Genomic DNA, 12058 nt, shown 5'->3' on the forward strand with positions numbered 1-12058 from the left:
CGGTCAGTTGGGCGGCCGTCAGCTTGACGGCACGTCGTCGGGGACGAGCCGCAGCAGGTCGTCGGTGCTCGGGTCCGTCAGGTCCGCGACCCGCTGGGCCTGGATCTCGGTCATCCGCTGGAACACCTGCCTGGCGAGCCGGCCGTTGCCGAAGCCGCGGACCCGCGGGACTCCGGAGAAGTACCCGGCCAGCGCCGCGCGCGCCGGCTCGGTGAGCTCGTACTCGTGCTGGGCGCACTGCGCCTCGACGATGTCGGCCAGCTCGTCGTCGGCATAGTCGTCGAAGGTGATCGTGCGGGTGAACCGCGAGGCCAGGCCCGGGTTCGAGTCGATGAACCGGGACATCTCGCCGGGGTAGCCGGCGACGATGACCACCGCCCTGTCCCGGTTGTCCTCCATCAGCTTCACCAGGGTCGCGACCGCCTCCTGGCCGAAGTCGTTGCCCACGCCCGGCGGGACCAGGGCGTAGGCCTCGTCGATGAACAGCACCCCGCCGAGGGCCCGGCGGAACACCGCCGTCGTCTTCGGTGCCGTGTGGCCGATGTACTCGCCGACCATCGCGGACCGGTCGGCCTCGACGAGGTGGCCACGCTCCAGCATCCCGAGCGCGGTCAGCAGCCGGCCGTAGAGGCGGGCGACGGTCGTCTTGCCGGTGCCCGGGTTGCCCGCGAAGATCAGGTTGCGGGACAGCGGCGGGGCGGCGAGCCCGGCCTCCTGCCGGCGGCGCACCGTCTGCATGAGCTTCACCTGCGCGCCGACATCGCGCTTCACCCGGTCCAGACCGACCAGGCCGGCGAGCTCCGCCAGCAGGTCGTCGAGCGACTCGACCGGGGGTGCCTCCGGCCGGTCGTCCGCCTCGCCGTCGGCCCCGGTGCCGCCGTCCCGGCCATCCGGCGCGGCCGTCCCCGGCACCGTCCCGCCGGGGCCGTCGGCCGCGCCGTCCCGACCGGACGCGGGAATGTTGACGGTCCGCACCCGGGTGACCGTGCAGCGCTCGAACCTCGGCGCGCCGCCGTCGGCGAGACTCAGGTCGGTCTCCGTGTCGCGGATACGCAGGCCGGCGATGCGGGGCGTGGCCCGGGCGCCGACGTGCAGCGCGGGGAACGCGGCCGCCGTGATCTCGCCACCGTCGAACGCGCCGCCGGCGTCGTCGCCGACGAAGACGCCGTTCTTGCCGGTGCGTGCCACCAGCAGGCCGCTGACGGCCGGGGCGGCCGCACGCCAGACGACCAGGCCGGAACCCGTCGCGTCCGCGATCCGGCAGTCGGTGATCTGGGCCTCGCCGCGCTCGGCGACCACCACGCCGGCGGCGCCGGTGCGCTCGACCCGGCACCCGGTGAGCGTCGCCTTCGCGTCCGAGCCGACCCGGATGCCCACGTCGGCGCTGTCGGTGACGACGCAGCCGGTCGCGGTGGCGGACGCCGTCGCGTTCGCGCTGATCCCGATGCCGTTGCCGGCCAGCTCGCAGCCGTGCGCCGTCAGCGTGGCGTCCTGCTCGGCGTGCAGCGCGGACATGGCGGCGCCGCTGACCCGGCCGCCCTCCACCCGGACGGCGGCCCGGCCGACCGCGTGCACCCCGTGCTCGGGGGTGGCCCGCAGCGTCACGTCGACGAGCGTGACCGACGCGGCGCCGGCCGCGTGGACCGCGCTGTAGCCGGCCTCCTCGATGGCCACGTCGCGAAGGGTGGCGAGGCCCGCGTCGGCGACGAACACCCCGTTGGCCGCCGGCCGGAACACCCGGCCGCCGTCGACCGTGATGACCGCCGATCCGCGCGCGACCACGGCGGAGGTGCCGACCCGCTCCAGCACGCAGCCGGTGAGCGTCACGGCGGACGCCCCGGCCGCGACGACGCCGGCGCGGGCGGGCGAGCGCAGCCGGCAGCCGGACAGCGTCACCGTCGCGGCGCCCTCGACGAGCAGCCCGTCCGTGCCGGCGGACTCCAGCTCACAGTCGTCGGCGACCACCTCGGGCCCAGGTCGGTCGGCGGTGCCGTCCGCGCCTCCCGGGCCGTCCGCGTCCCGCCGGCCGTCAGCGCTTTCCGAGCCGGTCCCGCCCGTGGCCGGGCCGGGTGCGGCGGCCGCGGCGCTCGCGCCCGCCGCCGTGCCCAGGCCGGGGACGCCGGGGGACGCCGGCGACGAGCCGAGGACACGGACGCCTTCGGTACCGGCGCCGCGCACGGCGCAGCCGCGCAGCCGGACCGTCGCCGTGTCCTCGACGAGCACGCCGCTGCGGCCGGTCCCGGTGATCTCGCAGCCGTCGGCGCTCGCGGTGGCCTGGCCGCGGGCGCGCAGGCCGGAGCCGGTGGTCCGGGAGATCCGGCAGCCCCGCAGGGTGACCGTCGCGCCGGCGCTGGCGACGACCCCGGTGCCGTCCACGTCGGTGACGACGCAGGCCTCCAGGGTGGGCCCGCCGGTGCCGGCGGCATGCGCGCCGGCCAGTTGGGCGCCGCTGATCCGGCAGTCGCGCAGCGTCGGCGAGGCGTCCCCGACGATCTCCACCCGGCCGCCGACGATCTCGCATCCTCGCAGGGTCGGCGCGCCCGCCTCGATGACGACCGCGGGCAGCGACGGGTCGGCGCCCACGATGACCAGCCCGGACAGCACCACCGACCCGCGCAGGACGAGCGGCCCGCCGCCCGCGAGCCACACGGTGCCGCCACCGGCGGCCGCGGCGAGTGTGACCGCCTTGTCGACCACGAGGGTCTCGGCGTAGCGGCCAGGCGGGAGCGTCACGGTCTGGCCCGGCACCGCCGCCGCGAGCGCGGCGGCCAGCGGCCCGTGCCTGGGCCCAGGACCGGGACCGGGTGGCGGGCCGAACGGGGACGGCTCCGGCCATCCGGCGGACCCCGCCGGGGGCGACGGCGGAGGCGCGGGCGGGGGCGACGGCGGCGCGCTCGCCGCCGGCGCCGCCTGCTGTCGTGGCCTTCGCATCCTGTGGTCCGCTGTCCTTCCGCGTATCCGCGGCCGTCGCGTCGTCCGCGTGCCGCCTACCTGGTGCCCGACCGCGCGTTCTGGCCCTTCGCCGGGCGCTGGGCCATAACCGCCTGGACCTCATTGTGGTCCCCGGCGCGCGGGAACGGGAGGCCGGGGCGGCGGCTATCCGCACCGCGGCGCGCGTCACGCCAAACCGTCGGCCGTATAGTCGGTCGAACGGGCGCGCCGCCCAGCCGGAGCACTCTCGTCCGAGTGGTTGACGCTCGCTCCCGGAGGGTGAGAACCGCTGGCGGATGACGGGTTGGTGACGTGGTGGAGCAGCTCGACGGGTGGCTGAGACTCGTGAATCTGAAAGGATTCCTGGTCGCGCTGTCAGAAATAGTCGGCTATCGGTTCGGCGAGCTTGACTGGGGTGCCGTCGAGACCGGCCTGGAGGTCGGGCCGGATGACGACGAGTGGTTCACCTATCCGCTCGTCGGCCGAACTACGGTGGAGATCGCCGTCTCCCGGGCCGAGGAGGAGGGCGATATCGACGTCAGGGTCCAGTTCCCCGCCGACAGCCCTTGTCTCGGGAAACAGATCGAGGTCGCCTGGATGATTTTCAACCGCTTCGAGATCTCACCGACCTTCGAAATGATCGACTGAGGCCACCGTACGGGCGACGGCGGCGAGGTTGCGGTCGATGCGACCCAGGACCTGCAGAACCTCGGCCAATGCCTTCAGCGCCTCCACCRCCTCCGGCGACGCCGGGGCCTCGGACGGCATTTCTCTCGCCGCCGGACCCGTCCAGCCCGGGGAGCCGGAGGGACCCGCCGACTGCGCGGGGGTGCCGGCCGGTTCGGCGAGCAGAACCTGGATCAGGTGGTCGTCGGGCCAGCCGAGCGCGCGAGACACCGCGGTCAGCGTGCTGTTGTGCGCGCGGCGGCTACCCGTGCCGCGCTGCAGGATCCGCAGCGTCGCGACCGACACTCCGGAGCGTTCGGCAAGTTCACGTTGGCTGACGCGGCTGACCGCCATCCGCACGTTCAGCGCCGCCGCGACCGCGATCCAGCTCTCCAAGGCCTCATCGGACGATGACCGCCCGACCAGCGGCCGGACGTTCGCGGGCGGCCTCATGTCACCGCCACCCGACCAGCCGGCCACACCCGCACGGCCGGATCGGATCGATCATCCTGCTTCGGGAGGACGGGCACAGGAGGCCTCCTGAGAACGGCCGGCCAGCCCCACGACTCCCCGTGGGCCCGACCGGGTCGGGCACCTACAGCGTCTGGAGTCGGTCACGGACCCGGCGCAGCACCGCCAGATCCGGTTCCGCGGAACCGCGCCGACCTCGACCGGGCACGGCCGGCGGGTCGACGAAGCGAAGGGGAAGCCCGGCGGGCGTCGTCGGCGTGCGCAGCCCCACCTGGCACCACACGACCTTCCCTACAGCCGCGTCGGCACGGGTCAGGATCAGGTGGCCCCACCGGTCGGCAAGCGCCTCGACCAGCAGGAGACCCCGGCCGTTCTCGTCGTCCGGCTCGGCGTCACGCGGCACCGGCGGCCCGGGATCGGGATCGGTGACCTCGATCAGCAGCCGGTCGTCCATGACGGTCAGCCGCAGCTCAACACCAACAGGCCAATTTGACGTCCTGCCCGACGACACGCTCGCGGCACCAGCGTTCGTGACGAGCTCGGCGGAGAGAAGCTCGGCGACCTCGACGGTGTGGCCGAGTCGCCACTGTCCCAGCAGCCCACGTACGAACGACCGGCCCAGCGGGCAGGCAATCGGATCGGCGGGAAGCAGGATCGTCGCGACCTGGCCCGACATCTGGCCGGTGATCACGACGTGACCGGTGGTGCAGTGCTGACGTCGTGGAACGCAGCTGATGGGCGGTCGTCTGGATCCCGGACGACGGGCAGGTGTGTGCCCATCGGGCTCACCTCAATTTCGGCGGCGGAGGCGTAGTGCGCAGCCCGGCCCCGCAGGCCGGGCTGATCGATGGCGACCCGCCTAGGATGTCCCACGTATGAGATGTACGCAAGTACGTACGCCGATACGTGGAAGAGTGATCTGCGAGGGAAGGACTGGGCTGGCAGACTTCGCCCAGACGGCTACGACGACGGCGGAAGGGGGACGATGCCGAGTACGCCGGGCCCGACCGTGCGGCGCCGCCGGCTGGGCGCCGAGCTACGCAGGCTGCGCGAAGCCGTCGAGCTGACCGTCGACGAGGCCGGGGACCACATCCACCGGTCCGGTCCGACGATCAGCCGGATGGAGGCCGGCCAGTTCCGGTTCGTGCCTCGCAACGTCGCCGAACTGCTCGACCTCTACGGCGTCACCGACGAAGACCAGCGCCAAGCGCTGCTCGCGCTCGCCAAAGAAAGCCGCAAGCCGGCCTGGTGGCACTCCTACGGCGATATCGTGCCTCGCTGGTTCCAGATCTACATTGGCTTGGAGGCCGAGGCATCGACAGTCGCCACGTTCGAAAGTCTGYTGGTCCCAGGCCTGCTGCAGACCGCCGACTACGCCCGCGCCGTCATCCGCGCAGCCTCCCCCGCGATGCCCGCCGCCGAGATCGACCGCGCCGTCGAGCTCCGTCTCACCCGTCAAAAGGTGCTGACCAACGACCCGCCCCTGGACCTCTGGGCGATCATGGACGAGGCGGCCATCCGGCGCCACGTCGGCGGTCCCGACACCATGCGCCGCCAGCTCGACCGATTGATCGCCCTGTCCGAACAGCCAGGCATCACTATCCAGGTGGTGCCGTTCGCGGCGGGCGCCCACGCCGGCATGATCTCCAACTTCACGCTGCTGGGCTTCCCGGACACCGACGGCGCCCCCGAGACCGTCTACATTGAGGCCCCCACCGGCAGCCTCTACCTGGAGAAGCCCGCCGAGGTCCGCCGCTACGACGCCTGGATGAACCAGCTCCGCGGCCTCGCCCGCGACCCTGACGGCACCCGCGTCCTACTAGACGCCGCCCGCAAGGAGATGTGAATGGACGCAGAAAACAACCCCTCGGACGAGCTCTTCTGGCGTAAGAGCAGCTACTCGGGAGGCACCGGCGGCAACTGCGTCGAGGTCGCCGTCCTCCCCGACGGCGGCCGCGCCGTCCGCGACTCCAAGGACCCTGGGGGCTCCGTCCTGCGGTTCACTGCCGCCGAGTGGGCCGCTTTCCTCGCCGGCGCCCGCGACGGCGAGTTCAACGGCTGACACCGGCGCCCGCTTCGTGTGCGCTGACGGATCGAGGGACCACGGCTGTTGACGCATGCGAACGAGAGCGCGTTGGTGCAACGGCTTCCAGGCGAAGTCGCGGGCAATCTCGCTGTCCATGACCGCACGCCGGAACGGCAGATCTTCGGAGAATCTGTCTGGACTCTGCCTGCAGCATGACAGGGTTGCGCGGTGCCTCGTTACTGGCATGTGTAAGTGAACCGCCGGACAGCCGATGTCGTTGTTCGCTACGGTAGTGAGCGAATAGCGGCGGGTGATGGCCCTACATGCCGGGCGGTGGTATGACGGGTCTTCCCGGTCGGCCGGTCCGGCGGGTCGCACGATGGTACTCGGCGTTGCTTCCGCTGGTGGCGGCGCTGATGGCGTGCGCGGTCGGCGTGGCTGTCTATGCCGATGACGGTGAGACGTGGTGCAACGACAACGCCTACACCTGTGCGATCGAGACGAACCTCGTCGGCGTGGTGGCCATCGGCGGAGTGTCGACCTATTGGTACTACGGCCTGCGCCGGGACGTGTTGCTGCGCCGCTACCGGCGTCTGCTGCGTGAACAGGTCGGCGCACCGAGCCTCGACGCGGACGCGGCGCTCGTCGAGGACACAGCCGCCCGACAGGTGGCCGCCGCTTTCGGTCGGTGGCGCAGTCCGCCACGGGTGACGCTGCTGACGGGCTCGGCCGGCTCGGGAAGAGATGAGGTGTTCGCCCGGGCGGTGGCGGCGCTTGCGGGACGGTGGCGTTGGAACGTGCCGGTTCTGGTCGGCGAGGTGACATCGGGGCATCCGGATGATCTGCTGGATGCGGCGCGACGGCAGTTCGACCTTGTCCTCCTGGGTGTGAACGCGAACGGAGATCTTGTCGACGCGCTGTGGCGGAGCCTGCTGCGGTGCAGCCGGCTGTTGCTCGTCGCCGCTGATCTGGAGGAGATCGCGCCGGCGACGTCGTCGRCCGAGCGGGAGCTGGTCGTACACCGGTTGTTCTCGTCGGTGCAGCGATTGCGGGTGCCACTGTTCGGGAGCGGGCGACCAGGGCTGGCCGAGTCGACGCCGGGGCTGATGGTGGAGTTGCCGCGGCTGCCGGACGTGGTGGCACGTGGTGTGCTCGTGCGGGGCGCTCGTCTTCCCGAGACCGCGGACGCTGCGTTGGCCGGCGCGGTGGTGGGGGCGCTCGCGACGCCGTCGATGGTCGAGCGGCTGGTCTGGCTGTTGCGACGTGGCGGTGACGGGGTGCTCGCGGCGGTGGGGCAGGCGCGGCCTGAGGCCCGCGGCCTGGTGCTGTGGGACCAGCTGCTGACCGAGCATGTGGTACCGGACGCGGCGATCCCGGCCCGTGAACTGCGGATTCTCGCCTTCGTGCTGTTGCGTGAAGGCCGCCTCGAGGTCGCGGTCCCGGATTCCGGGCAGTGGCGGACGGCAGGAAGGCTCGCCGCGCGGGCTGGTGGGCGGTTACGGTCGTCGGGTCCGAACGATGCCGAGGTACGTTCCTACGTCGCCGGCGGGTTTCTTGATCCGGGCTCGAACCGGCGGCTGCTGCGGTTGTCCTCACCGGAGGTGCAAGCAACGTTGGCCGCGGGCTTTCTTGTCGAGCAGCCGGCACGGGTCGGCGAACTCGTCGAGCAGTTGGCGACGAGCTCCGCTGCTCGGGAGACGGTCGCCGACGCGCTGCGGCTGGACGCCGAGGCCGGCCGGGTGCATGCCGCGCTCGTGGATGCACTGGATGGCGACGTGTCAGCCGCCGCGACGGCGGCCGGGTTGATCCTGGCGCTGCGTCACCGCCCGGCCGCCGATCTCGACGCGGCACAGGAGGCAACGCTGGCGCGCAGGCTGACGGTCACTCTGGCTGATCGGGCGTCCGGCGCCGGCGGCCTGGTGCTGGGACTGGCCGGGCTGCGTGATGCGGTGACAACACTGGACCTGCATGTGGTCCGCGAACCGGAGCGCTACCTGCTGGGCGCGTTGCACTCATCGAGTTTCCAGGTCCGGCTCGCTGCCGGGCTTGCGCTGCTGCGCCGCCGGGAGCCCGCAGCCCTGCTCGACAGCGTCGAGGAGTGGATCGCCGCCGCCGAGTCGCCGACCGCGAATGGGATCCAGCACCAGCTGGGGCTCGCACTGTGGTTCTGCCCCTACCTGCGGGAGGTCGACCCGACCGGCCGCGGCGGCCAGCTTTACGAGCGCGGGCTGCGGCTCGCGACCGCGTCCGACGCGAACCCGCTGATGTTCGAGACGTCACTGTGTCGCGGCTTCAAACTCACCGCCTGGGTCTATCCCGATCATGCGTTTGATGGCGCTCTGCTTGATCTGCTCGCGGCGCGGCCCCGGTTCTGGTACTCGCGGATCTCCCTCGTCCACGCCCTTGGGATCCGCCTCACCACGCCAGACGACGCCACCCGTGGCGACGCCGAACTACGGGCACGAGCGTGGGCGGCGCTGCGCCATGCCGCCAGCGAAGACCGCCACCCGTTGGTCCGCGAAGCCGCCCGGTTGGTTCTGGACGGCTTGGCCGCCGGCCGGCCGGCGGAGTCGTTCGTGTGGCTGGCCGAGACGGACATGGCCCGATCCAACTCACAGCTCGACAACCGGCCGTCACGCCTGCTCGGTGACGTCAGTCTGCTGCTCAACCTCGTCTACTGCGCCGAGCCCTGGCCGGACGCGCTGTGGCCGCTGCTCGCCGACGCCGACGAACTGCCCGACTGCATCCGCCACCCGGCCGCCCGTGAACGCGACATGCGCCAAGGGTGCCCGGCGCACTGCCCGTTCGGGCTGTGCCCCTACCCCGGGCCGTCGCGGCGTGGCCGAGGACGCGGCGAGCTGTCCGGCCTGTTCTGCCAGGCTCAGGCGCAGCTCGCCGAGGAACTGCCCCGGGCACCCTGGTACAACGGCGGACGTCGCCGCCAGCTCGCCGAGTTCTGGGCCTACGCCGAGGAGCACCTCGCGAACCGCGACGGCTGGGAGATCAACCTGTGAGCGCACGACGCCTGGTCCTGCGCGGTGGTCTGGTCGCCGACGGGATCGGCGCCGACGTCGTACGCGCCGACGTTCTTGTCGCTGACGGCCGGGTCGAGGCGATCGGGACCGGCCTCGGCGAGGCGGACGCGCAGGTTATCGACCTGGCGGCGGGTAGCGTCGTCTGCCCCGGGTTCATCGACGCCCACGTCCACGCCGAAGGCCCGCTCCTCGACGACGGCGTCGTCCCGGGCGCGCTCGCACAGGGGGTCACCACATTGGTCGTCGGCCAGGATGGCTCCTCCTGGATCGGCGCCAACGCCGGCACAATCGCCTACCTCAACCGCTACTTCGGCCCTGTCAACGGCCTCTTCCCTTACCCCGGCCCGTGCCGGCTCGCCGACTACACGAGCCTCGTCACCGGCAGGCTCGACCAGAACGTCGCCGTCCTAGCCTCCCAGGGCAGCATCCGCCACAACACCATCGGCGCGGCCGACACGCCGCTGACCGCCGAACAGGTCGCCGCCGCCCGCGCCGACCTGGAAACCGAACTGGCGGCCGGGGCCGTCGGCCTGTCCAGCGGCCTGGACTACCTACCCAGCCGGCATTCCTCACCGGACGAGATCGCCGCGCTCGCCGCGCCGCTCGCCGGCACGGGCCGGCCCTATGTCTCCCACCTGCGCGCCTATGGAGCGGCCGTCCGCGAGGGCCTCGCCGAACTCACCCACGTCGGCGCGACCGCCAACACCGCCGTCCACGCAAGCCACCTGTGGGGCGACCCCGCCGACATCGACGCAGCGCTCGCCGACGCCGATGTCCGCGGCATCGAGATGACCTTCGACATGTATCCCTACATCCGCTCCAGCACAATCCTCGCCATGCTGCTGCTCCCGCCGAGCCTGCAGGCCGGCGGCCAGGACACCACCCTGAACCGCCTGACCGACCCGGCTGTCCGCGCCGACCTCCTCGCTAGTCGCGCGTTCCAGGACAACGAACTTTCCCAGGTCTACCTGGCCCTACTGCCTGATCACCTCGCCCACCTCGCTGGCCAGACCATCGCCCAGGCCGCGACCAAGCATGATCAGCCCGCCGGCACCTGGGTACTCGATCTCCTCATCGACACCGGCCTGCAGGTCGGCGCGAACCTCAACCGTCCTGCCTTCACCGACGCTCATCTGCAGGCAATCATCACCCATCCCCGCCACGCCGCCGGCTCGGACGGTATTTACCAGGGCCAGCACCCGCACCCGCGCGCCTACGGCGCCTTCGCGCGCCTCGCCACCCACTACACGGACACCACCGGAAAGACCGACTACCAGCGGCTCGTACGCCACCTCGCCACCAATCCGGCCGACATCTACGGCCTGACGCACCGCGGGCGGCTCGCCCCCAGCAAAGCCGCCGACATCACCGTCCTCGCTCCTACCGGCCTCACCGAAAACGCCGACTACCCCCACCCCCGCGACCTCGCCACTGGCACCGCTCTCGTCCTCGTCAATGGCATCCCTGTCTGGCAGGACGATGYCCGGCCAGACGGCCGTCATCCTGGAGCAGTGATCGCCCGCTGACCGGCTGGACGCCCTCGAAATACCCGCCGCTAATGTTGAATCGACCGCCGAGATCTGTCGATTCTCGATTGATCTCGGCAGTTGCCCGCGGTTCCGTAGTAGCAGCAACGCACGCGGCTGGCAGGCTCCGCCCACCCAAGCTATCTAGTCTCCCGATCTTCTCGCTGCACTCCCATCGAGGCGCGGACTCCGACCTCCGCTGCTTACACCGACAAACGCCGCGAACGCGCGTTACTCACCGGCAATGGCGTCCGGTGTATCTGTCCGCAGGAGGGTCTCGACCAAGTCAACCAGGGTGCCCTCAGACGGGATCGACCACCGCAGTGGCCCCTGCACGGCGACAGGCGCTCGCTCCCATCCCGCGAGGCTCCACATGGTCATGACCAGCCGGGTCGGTGCATAGCGGCGGCCGTCGGCGGCCCACAACAGAGGCTTGCCACGGTTGTTGACCCAGGTCGCCTCAGAACGCCGCGGATCCGCGGCGAGCCAGTCGCGGAGCGCGGCCTCCTCGGCCTTGCCGCCCGTCGAAAACACCAGCCGCGTGCCTTCCTTGATGCGCCCGGCGTCGACCAGCAGTCCGACCGTGCTCCTGCGGCGGGACGTGGTCGTCCTTGCCGGCGCATATGCCGCCGGCAGTGTGGGCGTGGCACCGCCGCCCTTCAACGAGGCCAGGACGAGCCGCACCAGTACCGCGCACCGGTCAGYGCTGGCGAACGTGCTCGACGGGAACGAGGTCGTGCCGAACTCGTTGTCGACGTGATGGATCAGCCAGTCGACGGCGCTTCTCACCACCTCCGGGAGCTTTGCCAGGCGGCTCTCCCAGTCGACGTCGTAGTCGTCGATCCCATCAAGACCAACATGTTGAAAGATGATGTGGGCGGTCAGCAGGGTGCCCTGCTCGGCGATGGCCGCCCCTCGGCCCGTCCGTTCGTCCCGGGCCTTCTGGAACTCGCGCTGGACGGCTCGGAGCGTCTCGACGCTCCGCCAAATCTGAATGGCTGTGGGTCGCCGGTCGAACAGCTGCGAGTAGGCACCCTCCGGGCCACGTTCCCACAGCAAGGCAGAGTTCTGCTTGGCCCRCACGACAAGGTGGACGGCGGGATGAGCGCAGGCAAGCGCCACGGCAGCCTGGAAGACCGAGCAGCCACCGTCGGGCGGTGGGTCAATCTCACCCCGCTTGATCGTGTAGACCTTCTTCAGGGTCAGCGCGAAGTCGTCCCTGATCTCGGCCTGCACACGGTCCAGGGCAACGAAGTCCCGGAGCTCGACGTCGTTCTGGGTGTTCGTCGCCTGTGTGATCCCGGTCGCGAGCTCCTCCGGGGCGTCGCCCAGCGCGATGATCCGCACGCCTACTACTGCTTCCCGGGCTTTGTCGGGGCTGCGCCGGATCGCCTCCGCGATGG

At 71.5% G+C, this 12058-nt stretch carries 9 protein-coding genes; 5 read left to right on the top strand and 4 right to left on the bottom strand.

All coding sequences use genetic code 11. From position 1 onward, the window contains the following. Positions 1-18: 18 nt before the first annotated feature. Positions 19-2931, bottom strand: coding sequence for a right-handed parallel beta-helix repeat-containing protein (locus BL253_RS29180; protein WP_076820519.1), 2913 nt, complete (start codon positions 2929-2931; stop codon positions 19-21). Between the two features lie 315 nt (positions 2932-3246). On the opposite strand from BL253_RS29180, the gene BL253_RS29185 reads away from it, so the two are divergent. Further along, on the top strand, positions 3247-3579 hold the full coding sequence (locus BL253_RS29185; RefSeq protein WP_131831602.1) for a hypothetical protein: 333 nt from the start codon (positions 3247-3249) through the stop codon (positions 3577-3579). On the opposite strand, the gene BL253_RS29190 is transcribed toward BL253_RS29185, so the two are convergent. Both BL253_RS29190 and BL253_RS29195 read right to left on the bottom strand, forming a co-directional pair. Next, a complete protein-coding gene (locus tag BL253_RS29190) occupies positions 3553-3951 on the bottom strand; it encodes a helix-turn-helix domain-containing protein (RefSeq protein WP_241835257.1) in 399 nt (132 codons plus the stop codon). The two genes, BL253_RS29185 and BL253_RS29190, sit on opposite strands and share 27 nt — an antisense overlap. 241 nt (positions 3952-4192) lie before the next feature. Further along, positions 4193-4759 carry an ATP-binding protein gene (locus tag BL253_RS29195; protein WP_076820521.1) on the bottom strand — a complete coding sequence of 189 codons (567 nt, stop codon included), beginning with the start codon at positions 4757-4759 and terminating at the stop codon, positions 4193-4195. Positions 4760-5053: 294 nt separating this feature from the next. Here BL253_RS29195 and BL253_RS29200 point away from each other — a divergent pair, with 294 nt between their 5' ends. The 4 genes from BL253_RS29200 to BL253_RS29215 all read left to right on the top strand — a co-directional run bounded on the left by BL253_RS29200 (position 5054) and on the right by BL253_RS29215 (position 10655). Beyond that, the gene (locus tag BL253_RS29200) at positions 5054-5914 is read left to right on the top strand and encodes a helix-turn-helix domain-containing protein (RefSeq protein ID WP_076820522.1); all 861 of its coding nucleotides are present in this window, start codon (positions 5054-5056) and stop codon (positions 5912-5914) included. Further along, positions 5915-6130, top strand: coding sequence for a DUF397 domain-containing protein (locus tag BL253_RS29205; RefSeq protein ID WP_076820523.1), 216 nt, complete (start codon positions 5915-5917; stop codon positions 6128-6130). A gap of 356 nt (positions 6131-6486) precedes the next feature. Further along, complete coding sequence (locus tag BL253_RS29210) at positions 6487-9108, top strand: hypothetical protein (protein ID WP_076820524.1); 2622 nt, start codon at positions 6487-6489, stop codon at positions 9106-9108. Then, positions 9105-10655, top strand: a complete 1551-nt coding sequence (locus BL253_RS29215) for an N-acyl-D-amino-acid deacylase family protein (protein WP_081438803.1) — start codon at positions 9105-9107, stop codon at positions 10653-10655. The genes BL253_RS29210 and BL253_RS29215 overlap by 4 nt, the downstream gene beginning before the upstream one ends. Positions 10656-10886: 231 nt before the next feature. Here BL253_RS29215 and BL253_RS29220 read toward each other — a convergent pair. Beyond that, positions 10887-12058, bottom strand: a 1172-nt coding sequence (locus BL253_RS29220; protein WP_198946442.1) for an AIPR family protein, incomplete at its 5' end; no start/stop codon positions are given.

Source organism: Pseudofrankia asymbiotica, from assembly GCF_001983105.1.
Taxonomy (GTDB): Bacteria; Actinomycetota; Actinomycetes; order Frankiales; family Frankiaceae; genus Pseudofrankia; species Pseudofrankia asymbiotica.

Excerpts from the sequence above, each read along its gene's own strand:
- BL253_RS29180 (WP_076820519.1), bottom strand. The coding sequence starts at position 2,931 with ATGCGAAGGCCACGACAGCAGGCGGCGCCGGCGGCGAGCGCGCCGCCG.
- BL253_RS29205 (WP_076820523.1), top strand. The coding sequence starts at position 5,915 with ATGGACGCAGAAAACAACCCCTCGGACGAGCTCTTCTGGCGTAAGAGC.